Here is a 19,688-nt window from a genome sequence, read left to right as displayed (position 1 = left end):
CCGCGCCGCCGCGCCGCCGCCGCGCCGCCGCCGCGCTGCAGAGGGCGTTGCAGAGGGCGCGGCAAGGGGCGCCCCGCCGCATGACCCTCTGCCCGCAGGCACGCCGCTCGCCACCGGGCACTTCAGTGCACGCGGCATCGGGTCTATCATGTTCGTTTCGAGTGAACGGAACCGTTACGGACTGCCATCATGATCTCCGACGATACGACCCGAGAGGCGCAGCGCCTCAACCCCGACACGCTCCGCGAGTTCGTGGACCGCAAATGGAACGACGAGATCGTGCCTGCGCTGACGGACTACATCGCGGTGCCCGCCAAAAGCCCCGCGTTCGATCCCGAATGGGTAAAGCACGGCTACCTGGAACGCGTGATTACCGACGCTGCGCAATGGGTCGAGCAGCAGCCCGTGCGCGGCCTGAAGCTCGAGATCGTGCGCCTGCCGGGCCGCACGCCGGTAATTTTCTTCGAGACGCCGGCCACGCGCTCGGGCAGCGACGAAACCATCGTGCTGTACGGCCACCTCGACAAGCAGCCTGAATTCGACGGTTGGCGCAGCGACCTCGGCCCGTGGACGCCGAAGCTGGAGAACGACAAGCTGTATGGCCGCGGCGGCGCCGACGACGGCTACGCAATCTACGCCAGCATCACCGCGCTTGCCGCGCTGGACGCCCAGGGCGTCGAACGGCCGCGCTGCGTCGGCCTGATCGAAACCTGCGAGGAGTCGGGCAGCTACGATCTGCTGCCCTATGTCGACGCGCTGCGCGAACGGCTCGGCAATGTCGGCCTCGTCGTCTGCCTCGACTCGGGCGCGGGCAATTACGATCAACTGTGGCTCACCACGTCGCTGCGCGGACTCGTCGCCGGCGATCTGGAAGTGCAGGTGCTCGACGAAGGCATTCATTCGGGCGGCTACGGCGGCATTGCGCCGTCGAGCTTTCGCATCATGCGGCAACTGTTCGACCGGCTCGAAGACGCCGCCAACGGCACGCTGCTGCCGAAGGGCTTTCACTGCCCGATTCCGGCCGAGCGTCTGCGGGAAGCAGAGGCCACGGCGCACATTCTCGGCGACGACGTGTGGAAAAAGCTGCCGTGGGCTTGCGGTCAGGACGGCCGTCAGGTGCTGCCCACCACGACCGATCCGAAAGAGGCCTTGCTCAATTCGACATGGCGTCCGTCGCTCTCGGTGACGGGCGCGGCGGGCTTGCCCGCGCTCGCAGATGCCGGCAACGTGCTGCGCCCGCGCACGGCGTTCAAGCTGTCGCTGCGTCTGCCGCCGCTCATCGAGGCGGACAAGGCCGTCGCGGAACTGAAGGCGCTGCTTGAATTCGATCCGCCATACAACGCGAAGGTGACCTTCAAGCCGGACGCCGGCGCGGCGAGCGGCTGGAGCGCGCCGGAACTCGCGCCGTGGCTTGCCACTGCGCTCAACGACGCGTCGCGCGCGCATTACGGCGCCGACGTCGCCTACATCGGGCAGGGCGGCACGATCCCGCTGATGAACGTGCTGAAGGCGGGTTTCCCGAAGTCGCAGTTCATGGTGTGCGGCGTGCTGGGGCCGAAGTCGAATGCGCACGGGCCCAATGAGTTCCTGCACGTGCCGTACGGCAAGAAGCTGACGGCAGCGGTCGCCCAGGTGATCGCTGCGGCGCCGTGAATGTGCGGCGTTCAAGGTGCTGCTTTCGAGGCGGGCACCGTTGAAGTGCTGCCGATAAGGTGTTGCCGTGAAGGTGCTGCCCTTAAGGTCGTCCTCACGGATTCCCCGTGCCCTTAACTCGTGCCCGACTTTGCATGACCGATAACGACCTCGCGCCGTCCAGCACGCCCCGCATCGCGGCCGGGCAACTTCATGCCTATGTGAGGGCGATCTGGGAGTGCGCGGGCAGCACGCCGCGCGAGGCCGAACTCGTCGCCGATCATCTGGTGGCGGCGAACCTGACCGGGCACGATTCGCACGGCGTCGGCATGATTCCGCGCTATGCGGCTTCGCTTGCCGATGGGCAACTGCGTCTGAACCTGCACGCCGAGGTCGTGAAGGACGCGGGCGCCGTACTGACCGTGGAAGGCCACAAGGGCTTCGGCCAGGTCGTCGCCTTCGAGGCGATGGACGCGGGCATCGCGCGGGCGCAGCGGCTCGGCCTGTGCGCGGTGGGCTTGCGCGGCGCGCATCACATCGGCCGCATCGGTCATTGGGCGGAACAATGCGCGCGGGCCGGCCTTGTGTCGTTTCACTTCGTCAATGTGGCCGGCGATCCGCTCGTCGCGCCGTTCGGCGGGGCGGACCGCCGCATCGGCACGAATCCGTTTTGCGCGGCCTACCCGCGGCCGGGCAAACCGCCGCTCGTGCTGGACTTCGCAACGAGCACCGTGGCGTACGGCAAGACGCGCGTGGCGTACAACCAGGGCAAAGCGGTGCCCGCGGGCGCGCTGATCGACCATGAGGGCGTGCCGACCGTCGATCCGAAGGTGATGCACGAGCCGCCGTTCGGTTCGCTGACGCCGTTCGGCGGCCACAAGGGCTTCGGGCTCGCGGCCATGTGCGAGATTTTCAGCGGCGCGCTCGCGGGCGGCTTCACCACGCATGCGGACACGCTTGGCACGACGAACGCGATCATCAACTGCATGCTGTCGGTCATCATCGACCCAGCTGCATTCGACGCCCCGAATGCCGAGGAGCAAGCCGACGCCTTCATCGCATGGGTGAAGGCCTCGCCGCTCGCGGTGGGCGCTGAGCGCATCTATGAACCGGGCGAGCCGGAGCGCGTCACGCGCACCGAGCGCGAAGCCCATGGCATTCCCGTCGATCCCGCCACGTGGACGCAGATCTGTGCGGCGGCGCTCGCCGTCGGCATGAGCGCGGATGAGATCGCGCGCTGGTCGGCATCGCTCCAATAGCCTGCCCGTCCGCATGAGCCGGTTTGCCATTCATGCGCAATAGATATTCTGTCTGTTCGCCCACGAATAACGGCTTATTCGCAAGCAGCAATTTCGACTGGCTCGTCTAATCGGGCGTAATGGCCTTTTTCTTTCCAATTCGCAAGGCGTATTGCGCCTCTTGGGCGCGGCCGGACTTTTCGCCCGCTGCGCGCAATGTCCCCCTACCTCGCGCAACTCCGGCGCGCAAGCGTTTGCGCGGCAGCGCACGCGTTCGCGACGGAAAGCATCGCCGCGACGTCCGCTCGACAAGGCTTTGACATTTCCTTGCATTGATCTGTTAGTTATCCCGCTCCCATCGGATTCCGGTCTGTTTTAGGCTCGCATTGCACTATCAGTGTTTAACCTTAAAGGACCGTTCAAATGAATCTACAAAACCACCACGCCTGCCGCCCGTTCCTCGAAGCCGGCAATCTGTCGCAAATCTCCGCTTACTACGAAGAAGGGCGCAATGTCATGTGGATGATGCTGCGCGCGCAGCCGCGTCCCTGCTTCAATCTCGATCTGGTCCACGACATTCTCGGCCTCGCCCAGGCGGCGCGCGAATCGGGTTTGCCGATCGACTTCTGGGTCACCGGTTCGCTGATCCCGAACATCTATAACGTGGGCGGCGACCTCGACTTCTTCGCCGAGGCGATCCGCTCGGGCAAGCGCCAGGCGCTGATGGCCTACGCACGCGCTTGCGTGGATTGCGTGCACGCGGCGGCGCGCGGTTTCGACACCGGCGCGATCTCGATTGCGATGGTGGAGGGCACGGCGCTCGGCGGAGGCTTCGAGGCGGCGCTTGCGCATCATTTTCTACTGGCGCAGTCCGACGCGCGCATGGGCTTTCCCGAGATCGCGTTCAATCTGTTTCCGGGCATGGGCGGCTATTCGCTCGTCGCGCGCAAAGCCGGCATGCGGCTCGCCGAGGAACTGATCGGCGGGGGCGAGCCGCATACCGCGGAGTGGCACCGCGACAAGGGCCTCGTCGATCAGTTGTTCGAGCCGGGCGACGCCTATATGGCGACCCGCACGTTCATCGACACGCTCAAGCCGAAAATGAACGGCATTCGCGCGATGCTGCGGGCGCGCCAGCGCGTGCTGCAACTGTCGCGCGCCGAGCTGATGGAAATCACCGAGGATTGGGTCGACGCCGCGTTCATGATCGAAGAGAAGGACCTTGCGTTCATGGAGCGGCTCGTGATGCTGCAAAACCGCCGTACGTCCAATCTGCGGCAGACGGCGGCGAGCGCGGCCAACTTCGGCTGACTCAATCCCGGCGCGGCGCGAGGGGGCGCGCCGCGGCTCGGAGGCTCAGGCGATGAGCCTGAGCTTTTGCCGGTCTTTCAACCAGCGCTCGAACTCCGCGGCGGGCATGGGCTGCGCGTACAGGTAGCCCTGCACGTATTCGACGCCCAGGCCCTTCATGAATGCCTCTTCCGACTCGGTCTCGATTCCTTCGGCAACAACCTTGAAACCGAGCTCCTGCGCGACCACCACCATCGAGCGCACGAGCGCTTGCGCCTTGGTATCGGCGTTGATCGAGCGCACGAAGCTGCGGTCGAGCTTGATCACGTCGAGCGGAATACGCCCCAGTTGCGACAGCGACGAATAGCCGGTGCCGAAGTCGTCCAGATGCACCTGAGCGCCGAGCTGCCGGAACGACTTGATGAGGTCGATAGCTGCGGCTTCGTCTTCGATCAGACAGCTCTCGGTGAGCTCGACGTCGACAAGGCAGGGGTCCAGATGCGCTTCCGCGAGCGCCTCGGTGAAATGCCGGACCGCGGCCGTGTCCACCAGTTGTCGCGCCGACACGTTGATGGCAACCCGCAGGTTGTGGCCGTCCGCTTTCCACTTCGCGGCCTGTTTGGCGGCCGTTTGCATCACCCAGCGGCCGAGCACGCCGATCAGCCCCGATTCCTCTGCATAACGAATGAACTCGGCCGGCATGATTTGGCCGCGTTCCGGCGAATTCCAGCGCACGAGCGCTTCCACGCCCTGCACGACACCGGTTGAGAGGACCAGCTTCGGCTGGTAGTGCAACGTCAGTTGGCCTTCTTCGAGCCCGCGCCGCAGGTTCGTGTCGAGCCACATGTATTCGGCGACCTTGCGGTTCATCTCCGGCGAAAACACACGGTGCGTGCGCTTGCCTTCGTCTTTGGCCACGTACATTGCGGTGTCGGCCGAGCGGATCAGCGACTCCAGGTTGTCGCCGTGTTCCGGATAGCGCGCGATGCCGATCGAGCAGCCCGTATAGACTTCGACGAGACCGAGGCTGAATGGCGTGCGCATGCGCTCGAGGATGCGCTGCGCGGTCGCTTCGAGTTCGTGCGCGGTGCCTTTTGCCGCGAGCACGATGAACTCGTCGCCGCCAAGGCGCGCGAGCGTGTCGCCTTCGTTCAGACAGGTGCCGATGGCCGCCGATACATCGCGGATCAGGCGGTCGCCGAATACATGGCCGTAGTGATCGTTGACCTTCTTGAAGTTGTCGAGATCGAGAAACAGCACGCCCACCGATTCGCCGGGCCCAGCCTCTTCGATGGCGGTGCGGATCTTGTCCTGGATCGCGTTGCGATTGGCGAGCCCGGTGAGCGAATCCGTGTTCGCGAGCTGCGTGAGCCGCTCCTGCGCGAGGCGTTCCTCGGTGATGTCGGTGCCGGAGCAGATCAGATACTGTTCGTCGATGCCGCTGCCGCTTTGCACGAACTTGTTGCGAAACAGGAAGAGCCGCTCGCCGTTGAGCGTTTTCACGCGCCGCTCGACCTCATACGACACGCCGCGATTGAAGAAGCCTGCAATGTTCTGACTCGACGCGGCGCCGTCTTCCGAGGACATGAAAAGCGCCCACACATTGCGCCCGATAATGTTCTCTTCCTTCACGCCCGTCAGTTCTTCGGCAAGGCGGTTAAAGCGCTGGATGCGCCCGTGCCGGTCGACGATCACGACAACCGAATTGACTTCCGACACGACCTGCTCGGCGAACGACAGGCCATGCATCAGATCGCGCGCGACCGATTCGGTGTCGTCATAAGCAGAGGCGGTGCCTGCCCAGTTGCTGCTGTTGATTTTTCTGCCGACGAGGTGCAGGCGCAGCGGCTCGCCGAACAGGCGCACGTCGAGAACCACATGAGAAGTAATGCCCGTGAGGCAGCGGATTTGCGCAGCCTGCTGGGGATTCAGCGGAATGGCCACGTTGGCCGGCACGTCGCCGGTGACTGGCGTCAGCTCGAGCGCGTTGCTGTCGCTCGACAGACGCCAGCAAGGGCTGCTTGTGCCGAATTGCGCATAAAGCACCTGCTCGTGTTGGTCGTCATTCATGGGATCCCCGGGCGGTGTGCCGTTTCGGCCTGATGGCGGATAGCGGCAGACATCTTCATCATACTTAAAGACGAGCCCATTGTAGCGAAGCCACTGGAATTCGGGCCATAAAACATGTATCGCGCGAGTTCGTCTGTCGCGCGTGTGAATCGGTAAAAGCGGCGCTCCGAAAAAATCCGGGGCGGGGATTTTTACGCGCGACGCATGGGGCGGGGCGCCGGAAGCGGCGCTTCGAACCGGCGCCTGGAACCGACGTTTAGAACCGCCGCGTGAGCCAGCTGCGCGCCTGCTCGCGTTCAGCGGGGTTCGCCTCCACCGACGCCTCGAACCAGAAAGCGCCTGCCACGAGCGTGGCTACCACAATGCCGTCGCGAAACAGAATGCGGTTGCCTGCCACAGCCGGCACGCGTTCGCCGACCAGCAGCGTGCCCGCGAGATTCAACGGATCGGTGCCGCCCACGCAGACAAAAGCACCATCGTTCGCATGCCTGCGTACTTCGCGCAGCAACGGAATCGCTTCCGGCAACGCGAATTGCTCGCCGGCGAGTCCATTGACGAAACGTCCGCCGCGGATCACGCCGCGCGCCTCCAGCCGCTGATACACGCGCAGCAGGTCGCGCCACGGCGGCAGCCAGTCGGCTTCGCGCGCGAGAAGACGCCAGAAAACGACGCCGTAGCGCCGCAGCAACGTCATCGCAACATGTTCGAGAATTTCCGGCGGCAATGAACGCCGTTGTAGCGATGATTGCGGCGGGGCGTCCGCTTTGGCATCGACAGCCGACGCGCCGGCGGCCAGCGAAGTGCGCCGGTTGACGAGCGCCCAGCGTCCCGCGTCATCCATTCCTCCGATCAAAGCCGTCGAGCGCGCGCGCCGGCTGCCTGCATACGCATTGCGTTTCGCGGCCGGTTTCAGCAGCGCGCGCAGACCCGCGAAACTGTCCGAATTGACGAGACCGGCCGCCACCAGCTCGCCGAGTGCGCTTTCCAGCTCGATACGCAAGACGCGAAGCTCGTGCAGCAGTTCGTCGAAGAACATCGCGCCGTGTGCTGAGAGCAGGTCGTGAACCGCTTGCGCCCGCGCCGACAGTTCCGGTTGGCGCGCCGGATCGATCAGCGCGCTCCAGGCGCGCACCTGCGCGCGCGGCAGCAGCACGATAGGCGTGCTGCGCACCGGGCCGGCGGCGCTCCGTGAACGCTCGGTGAGCCGCGTCCAGACGATCTTGCCCGCGCGACATAGTTCGTCGAGCGAAGTATTGGCGTACGCCCTCACGCGCGCGGGCAGGATGTCTTCCTCCCAGGCGCCGGCGGCGGCCTCGAAGCCTTCCAGCTGATCCAGCACGGCCGCCAGCGCGTCGCGGCCCTCGCTGCGCGTATCCGGCGTCAGATGCTGCCATTCGAACAGAAAGCGCATGAAATCGTGCCGCTCCACCGGCTCGATCTCGCGGCGCAAACGCTTGACGGTATAGCGGTGAATGCGCGCGAGCAGGTGCCGCTCGCACCATTCGTCGGTGGCCGCCTGGCGGGTGAAGCGGCCGCGCATCACATAGCCTTCGGCTTCGAGGCGTCCGAGCGCCTGTTCGACCGAGGTCTCGGGCAGCCGCAGCGCGTCTGCAATCGCGCTCGCGGGCAGCGGGCCGAAACCGGTGAGCCGCGCGCGCAGCACGTCGAGCAGGGCGTCATCGGCGCTCCACGCGTCGGTGAAACCCTTCGGTGCGCTAAGCGGGGGCGCGAAGCGCGGGCCGTTCGTGTCGGGATAAAGTGCGGCGAAACAGGTCAGCCGTTCGGCGGGCAGCCACAGGGCGGCGTCGGCGGCGATGGGCAGACGTGTCGCGCGCCCCGCTTGCGCGAGCGCTGCGAGCCATTCCGGCCAGCCTTCGTTGCCGCGCGCCTCGGCTTCGGTGATGCACGCGAGGCCCGTGAGCGCCTCGTGCATTTCATCGACGCTCTGTGCTTGCGGCCACGCCTCTTCGCGCACGCTTGCAATGGCGTCGGCGTCAAGGGCGCCCAGGTCGTCGGCGCTCGACGGATCGGTCCAGCGGCGATTCAGCACGGCCTGCGTGCGGCGTTCCTCGATCGGCGCGTCGTCGAGATACGCGTAGGGCTTCGCATTGAGGATTTCGGCGGCGAGCGGCGAGGGCGCCGGCAGATCGCGCGCGACGAGCCGCACGTCGCCGCTTTCTATGCGCTGTAGCAACGCGATCCAGCGCTCGCTGTCCATCGCGTCGTGCAGGCAGTCGTCGACGGTCTGGTCGACGAGCGGATGACGCGGCAGTTCGCGCTCGCCCACCACGTTCTCCAGACACGCGGCCTGCTCGGGGAAGACGCTCGTCAGCAGGTCTTCGCTGCGCATGCGCTGCAATTGCGGCGCGGTTTTGCGTCCGCCGGTGTAGCGCGGCAGGCCGAGCGCGGTGGTCGCGTTCCAGCGCCAGCGCACGCCGAAAAGCGGCGCGTCGAGCAGCGCCTGAATCAGCAGATGCTCGGCGCTGTTCGAATGCAGATAGCGCCACACTTCGTCGAGCACGAACGAGTGGCTGCCGGTCAGCGACAGCACGATCGCGTCCTCGGTCGCCGCGGCTTGCAGTTCGAAGTTGAACTGGCGGCAAAAGCGTTTGCGCAGCGCAAGGCCCCACGCGCGGTTCACGCGGCTGCCGAACGGCGCGTGAATCACGAGCTGCGTGCCGCCGGATTCGTCGAAGAAACGCTCCATCACGAGCGTGTCCTGCGTCGGCAAGACGCCTAGCGCGGCGCGGGCTCGGGCAAGGTAGTCGACGATCTGGCGCGCGGCGGCTTCATCCAGGCGGAGTTCGGCGACGAGCCAGTCGATCGCGCGTTCGAGACGCGCGGGCATGGGGTTGGACGCGTCGGCGGATTCGCCGGCCGCTTTGGCGGTGGCGGCCACGGCGTGGCGTGCGTCGGCGGGTTCCGCTGCCAGCAGGCGCCCGATCTGCTCGCGCAGCCGCGCGACGCCGAACGACAGCTCATCGCTGCGGCCCGGCGCCTCGCCGAGCCAGAACGGGATGTTGGGCGGCTGGCCTTGCGCATCCTCGACGCGCACCCGGCCGCTTTCGATCCGCAGAATCCGGTACGACGCGTTGCCGAGCTGGAACACGTCGCCCGCGAGGCTTTCGACCGCGAAGTCTTCATTGACCGTGCCGATATGGATCGCCTGCGGCTCCAGCACGACCGCATAGTCCGCGTTTTCGGGAATCGTGCCGCCCGACGTGACCGCGACGAGTTTGCCGCCGCGCCGGCCGCGCACGGTGCCGCTCACCACGTCGCGGTGAATATAGGCGGCGCGCGGCCCATGGCGGCTCGTGTAGCCTTCGGCGAGCATGCGCAGCACCGCGTCGTACTGCTCGCGCGTGAGGTCCGCATAGGGCGCGGCGCGCCGCATCAGTTCGAACAGGGCGTCTTCGCTCCATTCGGCGCTCGCGACCTCCGCGACGATCTGCTGCGCAAGCACGTCGAGCGGCGCGCGCGGAATGCGCAGCGCGTCGAGCTCGCCGCGCCGCACGCAATCCAGCAACGCCGCGCATTCGATCAGGTCGTCGCGCGAAGTCGGGAAGAGCCGTCCTTTCGGCATGCCGCCCACATGATGGCCCGAGCGCCCCACGCGTTGCAGGAACGGCGCAATCGCGCGCGGCGAACCCATTTGACAGACCAGGTCGACGTCGCCGATATCGATGCCGAGTTCCAGCGAAGCCGTGGCGATCAGCACGCGCAAGTCGCCGCGCTTGAGCCGCTGTTCGGCGTCGAAACGATGCTCTTTGGCGAGGCTGCCGTGGTGCGCGGCGACGGCGTCCTTGCCGAGCCGCTCGGTGAGGTGACGCGCCGCGCGCTCGGCCATGCGGCGCGTGTTGACGAAGATCAGCGTCGTACGATGCAGCGCGACGAGTTCCGCGAGGCGGTCGTAGACCCGCTCCCACACCTCGTTCGGCATGACGGCTTCGAGCGGCACGGGCGGAATCTCCAGCGCCAGATCGCGCTCGCGGATATGGCCGACATCGACGATCGCGCAATCGGCCGGCATCTCGCTGTCGAGACTCGCGCCTCCTACGAGAAATCGTGCAACCGCGCTCACCGGCTTTTGCGTCGCGGAGAGGCCGATGCGCGGCAGACGCCGTCCGCACAGCGCATCGAGCCGTTCGAGGCTAAGCGCGAGATGGCTGCCGCGCTTGCTGCCGGCCAGCGCATGAATTTCGTCGACGATCACCGTGCGCACCGTCGACAGCATGCGGCGGCCCGAATCCGAGCCGAGCAGCACATAGAGCGATTCTGGCGTGGTGACGAGAATGTGCGGCGCGCGCTTTTTGAGCGCGTTGCGCTCCTGCTGCGTCGTGTCGCCGGTGCGCACGGCGGTGCGGATGTCGAGCGGCGGCAGCCCGCGCGCGTGGTGTTCCGCGGCGATGCCTTGCAGCGGCATCTGCAGATTGAGACGAATGTCGTTGGAGAGCGCCTTGAGCGGCGACACGTAGACCACGAGCGTTTCGTCAGGCAGCGCGCCATTGCCCGCGAGGCCTTGCTGGACCAGATCGTCGAGGGCGGACAGGAACGCGGTGAGCGTTTTGCCGGAACCCGTCGGCGCGGCGACGAGCGTGGAGCGGCCTTGGCGGATGGGCGGCCACGCGGCGGCCTGTGCGTCGGTCGGCGCGGGGAAAGTCTTCAGGAACCAGCCGGCCACGGCGGGATGAAAGCCGGCCAGGGCGTCATGCGCTGGGCTGCGATCAGGGGAGGGCGCGGCCGCGAGCTCGCGCGGCGGGTCGGCGGTGGCGGCCGTCGCGGCCGTCGTGGTCGTCGTGTTGGTGGCTGAATTCATACGCGATCAGATGGGGGCGCGAGGCCCGATATCCAGACCACACCGGGTCCGTGTTTGCGTGAGGGCCGCAGGATCGGAAGTCAGTCTCGCAGGTTTTCGCGGGGTCTGCCAAACGCCGGGGAGGCGCCGCCGCGCCGCGTGCGCTTTTCGGCGCGCGGGCCGCTCGGCTGCTGAAGCCGGCAGATTGCAGTACTCTTTACGGCTCACCTGTCCACTCATCCACGATGGAGTTTCGACAATGCGATACAACCAGCTTGGGCGTACCGGGATTTTTGTTTCAGAGCTGTGTCTGGGCACGATGACCTTCGGCGGCGGCGAAGGCATGTGGAAGCAGATAGGCGACTTGCAGCAGGCGGACGCCGAGCGGCTCGTCGGCCGGGCGCTCGACGCGGGCATCAATTTCATCGATACCGCCGACGTCTACGCCGAGGGCCTTTCCGAGCAGATCACCGGCCAGGCGCTGAAAAACCTGAAGGTGCCGCGCGACAAGGTGGTGGTCGCCACCAAGGTGTTCGGTCCGACCGGCGAGTTTGCGAATGCGCGCGGCGCGTCTCGGTATCACATCATCGACGGAATAAAGGCGAGCCTGAAGCGCCTGCAGCTCGACCATGTGGACCTGTATCAGATTCACGGTTTCGACCCGGCCACGCCGATCGAGGAAACCGTGCGCGCGCTCGATACGCTCGTGCAGCACGGCCACGTGCGTTATGTCGGCGTCTCGAACTGGGCGGCGTGGCAGATCGTGAAGGCGCTCGGCATTGCCGAGCGACTGGGGCTCGCGCGTTTCGAGACGCTGCAGGCTTATTACACGGTCGCGGGCCGCGACCTGGAGCGCGAACTCGTGCCGATGCTGCAAAGCGAAGGGCTCGGGCTGATGGTGTGGAGTCCGCTCGCGGGCGGGCTGTTGAGCGGCAAGTACGGACGCGAGCAGCAGGGCGAGGCGGGCAGCCGGCGCACGACGTTCGACTTCCCGCCGGTCGACCGGGAACGCGCGTACGGCTGTATCGACGCGATGCGCGAGATCGCCGAGGCCAAAGGCGCGTCGGTCGCGCAGATCGCGCTCGCCTGGCTGCTGCATCAGCGGGTGGTGAGCTCGGTGATCGTCGGCGCAAAGAAGGTCGAGCAACTGGACGACAACATCGCGGCCACGGGGGTCGCGCTCACCGCCGAGGAGCTTGCGAAGCTCGATGGAGTCGGCGCCTTGCCTCCGGAGTATCCGGGCTGGATGCTGGCGCGCCAGGGCGAGGCGCGCCGCAAGCAGCTGGAGGAGGCGCGGCGGGTCGGGTGAGGGGAAGGCTTAACCCGCCACCCCCGCTGAATGCGCCGCCACCGCATCCATTGTCCGCGCCGAGTAAACCATCGCCGCGCCGGCATTGATCGCGACCGCCACGCCGAGCGCTTCCGCGATTTCCTCGCGGGTGGCGCCGTGCTTCAGCGCTTCAGCCGTGTGCACGGTGATACAGCCGTCGCAGCGCAAACTGACCGCTACCCCGAGCGCGATCAGTTCGCGCGTCTTCGCGCCCAGCAGATCGTTTTTCTGGCCCGCGCCCGACAGCGCCTGATAACCCTTCACCGTGTCCGGCGACAGCTTGCCGATTTCGCCGATGCGCCCAAACAGTTCCTTCCGGTATTCGATCCAGTTCAGCATGGCACTGCTCCTTCGTCTGTTGCGCGCCGGCGGTTGCCGGCGTCGTGGCACACAGTATTGCGCCGTGCGGCGATCTCCTGAATACTCGGTGAGCTCAACTTTTAGCGCGAACGTCTCATGGACACGCTCAGCCGATTGCTCGACCTCGCCCGGCCGCAGGCCAGCCTCGATCTGCGCTGCGTGCTCGCCGGCGCATTCGACGTCGACCATGCGCCGATGGAGCCGGGCATCGCACCGTTTCATCTGGTGCTCGGCGGGCAATGTGTCGTGGAGACGGCGGACGGCGCCCAGGTGCCGCTCCAGACCGGCGATTTCATGATGTTTCCACGCGGCGCGGCGCATCGCGTGAGAGATACGCAGCGCCGCGCGGCCGCCGCGCCGCTCGCGATCACTCACGACGGGCTGCTGCCCATCAAACATAACCAGCCAGGCGTGAGCGGCGAACTCGCGAGCAGCACGACGACCGAAGCCGACCTCGACCTGCTGTGCGGCCGCTTCGTCTACACGCCGGGTTCGTCGGCCTTGTTGCTGAACGCGCTGCCCGATCCGTTCCATGTGCCGCTCGGCGGCACGCATGCGCTCGGCTCCTTGCAGGCGCTCATCGGGCTCATGCGCGACGAAGCCGGTCAACGCCGGCCCGGCGCGCTCGCCATCGTCACCGCATTGAGCCATGCGCTCTTCGCGATGGCGCTACGCGTGCACGGCGAGGCGGCCGGGGCGGCGCCCGGCATGCTGGCGTTGCTCGCGGACCCGCGTCTGGCGTCGTCGGTGCAGGGCATGCTCGGCGCGCCGGAACGGGCGTGGACCATCGCCGAACTCGGCGAGCTGGCCGCGATGTCGCGCGCCACGTACGCGCGGCGTTTCAACGAACGCGCCGGCATGACGGTGATGGATTTCCTCACGCAGATTCGCATGACGATCGCTTGTGATCTGCTGCGCCGGACCCAGCGCAGCGCGGCGGAAATCGGCGAGGCGGTGGGCTATCAATCCGAAGCGGCGTTCGGCAAGGCGTTCCAGCAAAACGTCGGCGTGACGCCGGGGCGCTACCGGCGGCTGCCGCACGACGGCGAGCTGGCCGACGCGCACGCTCAATAACGCAGCGGCGGCCGCTCGGCGCACGGCGCCGCTCTCGGCGTCCAGCTATGCGCCGCTCACCGCCCATCCCCTCGCGCGCCCAACCAACGCTTCTCCACCACCGACATGAGCCACGCGATCAGCAGGGCGCACACCGTGCCGAGCGTGACTTCGCCGAGGCGCAGCAACGCTTTGTCCCACGCGGGCCCGATGCCCGGCACCAGCAGCATGATGGTCGCGGTAATGCCGCCGAGTCTCGCGGCGCTGCCCACGTTGACGAGCCAGCAGATCACGATGGCCGCCGCCACCGTCGCGCCGTAAGCCGCGAAATACCCGTGGCCGAGCGTCGCGCCCGCGAGCCCGCACAGACCGCCGACCATCGCGCCGATGAACTGGTCGCGCGACAGCTTGCGCGTGTCGATATAGCTGTGCTGGCTGACTGCGATGGCGGTAATCGCGGCCCAGAACGCCTGCTCCGTATGCAGCGCCTCGCCGATGCCAAACGCGAGGCTCGCGCCCGCCACCGCCTGGAACGCCATCAGCCCCCCTTCGGCGAGGCGCTCGGCGAACGGCAGCGATTTCAAAAAGGCGAACAGCGACTCGCCGGCGCTCGCGCGTCGGGTTCGGGCTGGAGGGTCGGAGGGCGTCATCGGGGGGACAGTGGAAGGCAGGCGGAAGCTGCGAAGGCGTCCGTATTCTAGCTTTCCCGACGACGCAGCCGGCGGTAGCGGTTCATCAGCGGCGTTGCCGAGACGCCGTGGATCACCACGGAAGCCGTCACCACCGCGAGCGCGAGCGGCATCAACGGTTGAATGTCGGCGGCGGGCCCGTGTTCGAGCGCATACGCGAGGTAGTAGAACGAGCCCACGCCGCGAATGCCGAACCAGCTCATCAGGCGCCGTTGCGTCGGCGAAGCGGCCGAGCCCAGCAGCGACAACTCCACCGAAGCAGGCCGCACGAAAAAGAACAGCGCCACGATGAGCGCAAACGCGTGCCAGGTGAAGAGCGGCGCGCTCAACGTGGCGAGCACATTGCCGACCATCGCCATAATGATGACTTCGGCGATGCGTTCAAGCTCGATCGTAAAGCCGAGCACCGATTCGGTCATGAACGCGTGCGCCTTGTCGGGATCGGACGCGGTCGCCTCGACATCGGCGGAATCGACCGTGCCGATCGCCTCGCGCGGCGAGCTGCCGCCACTCGCGCGATGTTCGACGCGGCGCATGGACACGCCCGCCGCGAACACCGCGAGAAAGCCGTAGGTCTGCGCGAGTTGCGCCGCGCCGAACGACAGGCCGATCAGCCCGAGCGCGAAGAAGCCCTCGAGGCCGAGTGCATGCGCATAGCGCATGCGCAGCCAGGCGACCGCGTGCGTGGTGGCCCAGCCGAGCAGACCGCCGATGGCAATCGCCCCCAGCATGCCCCACGCGGCGGCGCCGGCGAGCTTCAGGTTGAGCACGTCGCCCGCGCTGGCCCCGTGCATCGCGCAAAAGGCAAGGCCGACCATCGCGAAAGGCAACGCGATGCCGTCGTTCAGGCCGCCTTCGCCGGAGAGCGCGAAGCGCAGCAGATCGTGGTCCCCCGGGTTATGCACCTGGACGTCGTGAGCGAGCACCGGGTCCGTCGGCGCGAGGATCGCGGCGAGCAGAATGGCGGGCCCCCAGCCGAGATGCAGCACGTACACGCAGAAGAGAGCGAGAAGCGGCACGGTTGCGAGCATCGCGAGAAAGCCGAGGCGCAGCGGCACGGTCCACAGCTTGTCGAGCACGCCCACGCGCAGGCGCAGTCCGATCGCGAACAGCGACACCAGCAGCGCGATTTCGGTGAGCGTGCGCAGCAGGTGCGCGTCGGCGCTCATGTCGAGGTGCAGCAGGCCGAGGCCCGGCGGCCCGAGCGCGTAACCGATCGCGAGATAGACCATCGCCGCGCTGACGGGCAGCCGGCGCAGGGTCGTCGCGGCGAGGCCCATGAAAACGAGCACCGCGCCGACAATGAGGAACCACAGAGTTTCGTGCATGGGCATCCGATTAAGGCGACACGCGAACGGCGCATTGCGGGCCGGGTAGATGGACGCGGGCCCTGACGCATCGCGTGAACGCACGCGCGCGCATGCGATGCGTCAGGGCGCGTACGAACGCGGACAACGGCGAATGGATGCGGACGAAGGCGGCTTCAGGGCGCGCGTCCAAACGCTTCGCGCAGTTTGCGCTTGGCTTGCTCCAGCGTGGCGCGGCGAGTTTTCGGCAGGTTGCGGCCCGCGCGGTTAATGTAGAAATTGAGCATCGACATCGCCGATTGGAACGGTGTGCCTTTGCGGCGTCGGCTTCGGGTCGACGACTGCTTCAGCGATTGCGCAATCTCTTCTGCATTGCCGGTCTTGAAGATGTCCGGCTGGAGATCCATCGCATCGCTCGTTTCCATCACGTGATGGGACCACTTGCGCCCGCTCTTGCCGCTGCTTTTGCCGCTGTTTTTGCCGACGCTCGCGCGCGACGCCTTCCTGCGTTGCGCGGCATGCGCTTGAGCATGGCGTTGGCGCGACGGCCGTCCCGCCTTGCCGCGCGCCTGCGGGCGCGCCGCTTTGCTGGCGCCGCTGCGGGTCGCCTTGCCGGTGGCTTTGCGGGCAGCCATGAAACGGGCCTCCTTGTCAGGTTCTGTCTGCGCTCGCCTCATGCGATTCGCGAGAGGGTCCGTGCAGGTCCGTGCGCCGGACGCCGCAGCGCTCGCCGCGAGCACGGCATGCCGGCAGTCGCCGGCATGCGGCGTGAAGCGTGCACCGCTTCACGACCTCGCCGCAGACTCGAAGGTTAGAGCTTGACGCCGCCCGCTTCAGGCGCGTCCGACGATCCGGCCGGAATGTCGCCAATGCTGGCGTCGTCGCGCATCTCGAAGCGGTCGCGGCTCCAGTACGGCTCGCTGCCGTAGTACTGATGGACCGAGGTGGCCCAGGTCGTGTCGGCCATCGACGGCCAATGGTCCTTGTCGAATCCCGGCGCGTTTTTCACGCGCTCGGCCGTCATGTTCAGCACGAAGCACTTCTGCTCGGTGTCGAGGGTGAGCGCCTGCCACGGAATGGCGAGCAGTTTGTCGCCGATGCCGAGAAAACCGCCGCTCGACAGCACGGCGTAGGCAACGCGCCCGGAGCGCACGTCCAGCATGATGTCCTTGATCTTGCCGATATCCTCGCCGTCGCTGCTGAGGACCCGGTTGTCGTCGAGCGTGTCTGCCGCCATGACGTCCGGGCCGGGGCCTTCCGCCGTGGCGCTGCCTTTACCGACGATGCGCGCGCCTTCCATGCCTTGCGTCCGACTTTGCATGATCATGATCTGCCTCCTTCGCAGGTTAAGGGTGACGAACGGTGCAGCAACGCGCGTTCCTCGCCGGGTCGGGCGAGTCTTCGCGGGGCGCGATGGCGGTAGCCGGCGGCGGCTTCGTCCGCCGTGGGCTACCCACGCGTCGACCCCTACGTAAATGATGCGTGCGCGATTGAAAATCCTGCGCCGCTGCTCACGCGTGCGGGTGTCGCGGCGCACGTCCTCGGCATGTCGAATGCTCAATCAAGGGTGAGCACCATGATTTGACGCACTGCGGGAGAGATCATCATGAGCAACAGAATTCACTATCAGTCGAACATCTGCGGCGGCGATTTCGCGCACGTGCTCGAATGCTTTCGCGACTGGAAATCGCAGACGCTCGTGTATCGCAGGGGTCAGCGGATGTTCGAGGGCAAACAGGAAGTGAGGCCGTTGACGGAAGACGTGTTCGCGAACGGCGAGATCGCGCACGAAGCGCTCGCGAGCGTTTGCGAGCCGGGCGACCCGTATGCGCTCGCCGCCGAAATCCGCGACGGCGAGCGCGACGTATGGCTCGTCATGGCCTCGTTCGAGGAAGAAGCTTGATTCGCAGGCCGAACTATTGCGGCAGCGCTGTAAAAACGGTCAATTGACCGCTGGCTTTTCCACGCGCGGCGTAGCGCCGGCGGCGCGCCGCACTGTCCGCGCGCGGGTTTTTCCAGCGACTTTCGCACGGGCTCCGCGGCCGGTTTTCTCGCCTGCGGCTTCCACAGCTGCCTTGTTCGCCTGCTTGCGAATGGCACGCGACTTCTGCAGCAGCGTCGAAATCGAGCCGTTGATGCTGTCCGCAGCCTGCGCCTCCCGCAGCTTGCGGCCCTTTGCGCCCGCCTGACGCGCAAGCTTCGCCGCGCGCTTTTCCGCATGCGCGAGCAGTGCGGCAAACGCCACTTCGTCGACCTTGAGCCCGCGTCTGGATTGCCCCGGGGGCAGGCTCTGCAATTCGTCGGCTTCGAACGCGCTGATGACGGCGGGGTGGATATAGCAGCGCCGGCACACGGCGGGCGTATTGCGCAACAGGCTCGCCACTTCCTTGACGGTCGCGACGATATGGCGGCGCGCCTCCGCGGCGCTTTCGCACACGAGGCGCCGCAGCGTCGCGAGCGCATAGACGCTGCCGGCCCACGTGCGGTAGTCCTTTGCGGTGAAATCGGCGCCGCTCGCGCGGCGCAGATAGTCGTTGATGTCGGCGGATCCGACGGTTCGGCGCGTGCCGTCGTCGTCGAGATACTGGAACAGGTCGTGCCCCGGCAGTTCCGCGCAGCGCCGCACGATGCGCTTCACGCGGGCATCGTCGACAGTGACGTCGTGCTCGATGCCGCTCTTGCCGCGAAACTTGAAGCGCAACTGCCCGGCTTCCACCTTCACGTGTTTCTTGCGCAGCGTCGTCAGGCCGTATGACTGGTTTTCGCGCGCGTACTCGACACTGCCGATGCGCACGAGCGTCGTGTCGAGCAGCCGCACGACGGCGGCGATCACCTTGTCGCACGGCATGCCGGGCAATTCGAGGTCGCGCGCCACGCGAGCGCGAATCCGCGGCAACGCGCGGCCGAATTCGGCCATGCGTTCGTACTTGTCGGCGTCGCGCGTTTCGCGCCAGCGCGGGTGATAACGGTACTGCTTGCGCCCGCGCGTGTCGCGGCCGGTGGCCTGGATATGGCCGCGCGGGTCAGCGCAGATCCAGACGTCTTCGTAGGCGGGCGGAATCGCGAGCGAGTTGATGCGCTGGATTTCCGCCTCGTCTTCAATGCGTTTGCCTTCGACATCGAAATAGGCGAAGCCGTCTTTCTCGCGCTTGCGCGTGTAGCCGGGCTTGCTGTCGTCGGCATGGCGCAAACCGGGCGGCATCGCGGCGGGCGCGGCCTGCTTCGCGCTGTCGTCGGGCGATGCGGGGCCGTTCTGAGTGGTGCTTTTCGTTGTAGCCATCTTTCCAGGTAGAACTTTCAAGCGTGAAGCGCATGGCGCCAGTGATGGGGCGGAGCAAGCCCGGTGCCTGGCCGCGGGGTCGGCATGCCGCGGGCGGAACGGTCCTTGCGACGAACGTCATACGTATCAACCCGACATATAGGAGAACGCCATGAGCAGTACGCTGAATCCCGATGAAGAGCCACAACAGGTGGTGAAGCAAACCTCCGGCACGACGGGCACGTTGGGACCGAGCGATTCGTCCGATAGCGGCAGCGATGTCGCCGGCGAAAAGCGGCATGAGTTCGACGTGGACACCGAGCTCGACAATCACGCGCTCGAAACGGGTGAGCTGGAACTCGGCAGCGACACCGATCGCGCGGGGACCGGCGAGCGTGCGTCGGCCGACGGCGATTCGACGCTCGACCCGGATCGCGACATCGAGCCGGATCGCATCGTGACGCCGCCGGGCGCGAACGATGCCGAGGGCCTCGACGAGGACCCGAGCGGCCTGTGATGCGGCGGCGTCACGCACGGGTGACACACGCATGACAGACGTATATGAGCGCCTCCCGTTTGCACAAGCTCCGCGTGCTTAAACTTTGACAGAACGGTTGCAGATGTATATTCGGGCTTGTTGCAGTCAGTACTACCGCTGCGGCCCC

General features: G+C 66.6%; 15 protein-coding genes. 7 read left to right on the top strand and 8 right to left on the bottom strand.

The window, feature by feature from the left end; genetic code table 11:
• Positions 1 to 189 precede the first annotated feature (189 nt).
• From HV711_RS31680 to HV711_RS31670, 3 genes are all read left to right on the top strand, one after another.
• Complete coding sequence (locus HV711_RS31680) at positions 190 to 1,653, top strand: M20 family metallopeptidase (RefSeq protein WP_014971862.1); 1,464 nt, start codon at positions 190 to 192, stop codon at positions 1,651 to 1,653.
• A 134-nt stretch (positions 1,654 to 1,787) separates the two neighbouring features.
• On the top strand, positions 1,788 to 2,891 hold the full coding sequence (locus HV711_RS31675) for a malate/lactate/ureidoglycolate dehydrogenase (protein WP_014971861.1): 1,104 nt from the start codon (positions 1,788 to 1,790) through the stop codon (positions 2,889 to 2,891).
• Between the two features lie 402 nt (positions 2,892 to 3,293).
• Positions 3,294 to 4,181, top strand: a complete 888-nt coding sequence (locus HV711_RS31670; protein WP_013590277.1) for a crotonase/enoyl-CoA hydratase family protein — start codon at positions 3,294 to 3,296, stop codon at positions 4,179 to 4,181.
• A gap of 45 nt (positions 4,182 to 4,226) precedes the next feature.
• On the opposite strand, the gene pdeR is transcribed toward HV711_RS31670, so the two are convergent.
• Positions 4,227 to 6,230, bottom strand: a complete 2,004-nt coding sequence (gene pdeR, locus HV711_RS31665) for a cyclic di-GMP phosphodiesterase (RefSeq protein WP_035479045.1) — start codon at positions 6,228 to 6,230, stop codon at positions 4,227 to 4,229.
• Positions 6,231 to 6,486: 256 nt separating this feature from the next.
• Positions 6,487 to 11,046, bottom strand: coding sequence for a DEAD/DEAH box helicase (locus tag HV711_RS31660; RefSeq protein ID WP_035479043.1), 4,560 nt, complete (start codon positions 11,044 to 11,046; stop codon positions 6,487 to 6,489).
• Between the two features lie 238 nt (positions 11,047 to 11,284).
• Here HV711_RS31660 and HV711_RS31655 point away from each other — a divergent pair, with 238 nt between their 5' ends.
• On the top strand, positions 11,285 to 12,334 hold the full coding sequence (locus tag HV711_RS31655) for an aldo/keto reductase (protein ID WP_035479040.1): 1,050 nt from the start codon (positions 11,285 to 11,287) through the stop codon (positions 12,332 to 12,334).
• A gap of 9 nt (positions 12,335 to 12,343) precedes the next feature.
• On the opposite strand, the gene HV711_RS31650 is transcribed toward HV711_RS31655, so the two are convergent.
• The gene (locus HV711_RS31650) at positions 12,344 to 12,694 is read right to left on the bottom strand and encodes a carboxymuconolactone decarboxylase family protein (protein ID WP_035479037.1); all 351 of its coding nucleotides are present in this window, start codon (positions 12,692 to 12,694) and stop codon (positions 12,344 to 12,346) included.
• 117 nt (positions 12,695 to 12,811) lie between these two features.
• Here HV711_RS31650 and HV711_RS31645 point away from each other — a divergent pair, with 117 nt between their 5' ends.
• Positions 12,812 to 13,789, top strand: coding sequence for an AraC family transcriptional regulator (locus tag HV711_RS31645; protein ID WP_035479035.1), 978 nt, complete (start codon positions 12,812 to 12,814; stop codon positions 13,787 to 13,789).
• Between the two features lie 56 nt (positions 13,790 to 13,845).
• Here HV711_RS31645 and HV711_RS31640 read toward each other — a convergent pair whose 3' ends face one another.
• The 4 genes from HV711_RS31640 to HV711_RS31625 form a co-directional block, all read right to left on the bottom strand.
• Positions 13,846 to 14,418 carry an FUSC family protein gene (locus HV711_RS31640; RefSeq protein WP_013590271.1) on the bottom strand — a complete coding sequence of 191 codons (573 nt, stop codon included), beginning with the start codon at positions 14,416 to 14,418 and terminating at the stop codon, positions 13,846 to 13,848.
• A 47-nt stretch (positions 14,419 to 14,465) separates the two neighbouring features.
• Positions 14,466 to 15,785, bottom strand: coding sequence for a cation:proton antiporter (locus HV711_RS31635; protein ID WP_035479167.1), 1,320 nt, complete (start codon positions 15,783 to 15,785; stop codon positions 14,466 to 14,468).
• Positions 15,786 to 15,940: 155 nt separating this feature from the next.
• Positions 15,941 to 16,399, bottom strand: coding sequence for a DUF3175 domain-containing protein (locus HV711_RS31630; RefSeq protein WP_035479032.1), 459 nt, complete (start codon positions 16,397 to 16,399; stop codon positions 15,941 to 15,943).
• A gap of 176 nt (positions 16,400 to 16,575) precedes the next feature.
• Positions 16,576 to 17,091: a PRC-barrel domain-containing protein gene (locus HV711_RS31625; RefSeq protein WP_028359851.1), complete on the bottom strand. Its 516-nt coding sequence runs from the start codon at positions 17,089 to 17,091 to the stop codon at positions 16,576 to 16,578.
• Positions 17,092 to 17,370: 279 nt separating this feature from the next.
• Between HV711_RS31625 and HV711_RS31620 the strand changes: the two genes are divergently transcribed.
• Positions 17,371 to 17,667: a hypothetical protein gene (locus HV711_RS31620; RefSeq protein WP_035479030.1), complete on the top strand. Its 297-nt coding sequence runs from the start codon at positions 17,371 to 17,373 to the stop codon at positions 17,665 to 17,667.
• A 39-nt stretch (positions 17,668 to 17,706) separates the two neighbouring features.
• Here the strand turns inward: HV711_RS31620 and HV711_RS31615 are convergent, their stop codons facing one another.
• Positions 17,707 to 19,044 carry a DNA topoisomerase IB gene (locus HV711_RS31615; protein ID WP_035479027.1) on the bottom strand — a complete coding sequence of 446 codons (1,338 nt, stop codon included), beginning with the start codon at positions 19,042 to 19,044 and terminating at the stop codon, positions 17,707 to 17,709.
• A gap of 151 nt (positions 19,045 to 19,195) precedes the next feature.
• On the opposite strand from HV711_RS31615, the gene HV711_RS31610 reads away from it, so the two are divergent.
• On the top strand, positions 19,196 to 19,540 hold the full coding sequence (locus tag HV711_RS31610) for a hypothetical protein (protein WP_013590265.1): 345 nt from the start codon (positions 19,196 to 19,198) through the stop codon (positions 19,538 to 19,540).
• The last annotated feature ends 148 nt before the right edge of the window (positions 19,541 to 19,688 follow it).

It is taken from the genome of Paraburkholderia phenoliruptrix (assembly GCF_902859825.1).
Lineage (GTDB): Bacteria > Pseudomonadota > Gammaproteobacteria > Burkholderiales > Burkholderiaceae > Paraburkholderia > Paraburkholderia phenoliruptrix.
This window is presented reverse-complemented; position numbering and strand designations above follow the sequence as displayed.

Excerpts from the sequence above, each read along its gene's own strand:
- HV711_RS31650 (WP_035479037.1), bottom strand. The coding sequence starts at position 12,694 with ATGCTGAACTGGATCGAATACCGGAAGGAACTGTTTGGGCGCATCGGC.
- HV711_RS31680 (WP_014971862.1), top strand. The coding sequence starts at position 190 with ATGATCTCCGACGATACGACCCGAGAGGCGCAGCGCCTCAACCCCGAC.
- HV711_RS31635 (WP_035479167.1), bottom strand. The coding sequence starts at position 15,785 with ATGCACGAAACTCTGTGGTTCCTCATTGTCGGCGCGGTGCTCGTTTTC.
- HV711_RS31630 (WP_035479032.1), bottom strand. The coding sequence starts at position 16,399 with ATGGCTGCCCGCAAAGCCACCGGCAAGGCGACCCGCAGCGGCGCCAGC.
- HV711_RS31610 (WP_013590265.1), top strand. The coding sequence starts at position 19,196 with ATGAGCAGTACGCTGAATCCCGATGAAGAGCCACAACAGGTGGTGAAG.
- pdeR (WP_035479045.1), bottom strand. The coding sequence starts at position 6,230 with ATGAATGACGACCAACACGAGCAGGTGCTTTATGCGCAATTCGGCACA.
- HV711_RS31625 (WP_028359851.1), bottom strand. The coding sequence starts at position 17,091 with ATGATCATGCAAAGTCGGACGCAAGGCATGGAAGGCGCGCGCATCGTC.
- HV711_RS31675 (WP_014971861.1), top strand. The coding sequence starts at position 1,788 with ATGACCGATAACGACCTCGCGCCGTCCAGCACGCCCCGCATCGCGGCC.
- HV711_RS31670 (WP_013590277.1), top strand. The coding sequence starts at position 3,294 with ATGAATCTACAAAACCACCACGCCTGCCGCCCGTTCCTCGAAGCCGGC.
- HV711_RS31640 (WP_013590271.1), bottom strand. The coding sequence starts at position 14,418 with ATGACGCCCTCCGACCCTCCAGCCCGAACCCGACGCGCGAGCGCCGGC.
- HV711_RS31615 (WP_035479027.1), bottom strand. The coding sequence starts at position 19,044 with ATGGCTACAACGAAAAGCACCACTCAGAACGGCCCCGCATCGCCCGAC.
- HV711_RS31620 (WP_035479030.1), top strand. The coding sequence starts at position 17,371 with ATGAGCAACAGAATTCACTATCAGTCGAACATCTGCGGCGGCGATTTC.
- HV711_RS31660 (WP_035479043.1), bottom strand. The coding sequence starts at position 11,046 with ATGAATTCAGCCACCAACACGACGACCACGACGGCCGCGACGGCCGCC.
- HV711_RS31655 (WP_035479040.1), top strand. The coding sequence starts at position 11,285 with ATGCGATACAACCAGCTTGGGCGTACCGGGATTTTTGTTTCAGAGCTG.
- HV711_RS31645 (WP_035479035.1), top strand. The coding sequence starts at position 12,812 with ATGGACACGCTCAGCCGATTGCTCGACCTCGCCCGGCCGCAGGCCAGC.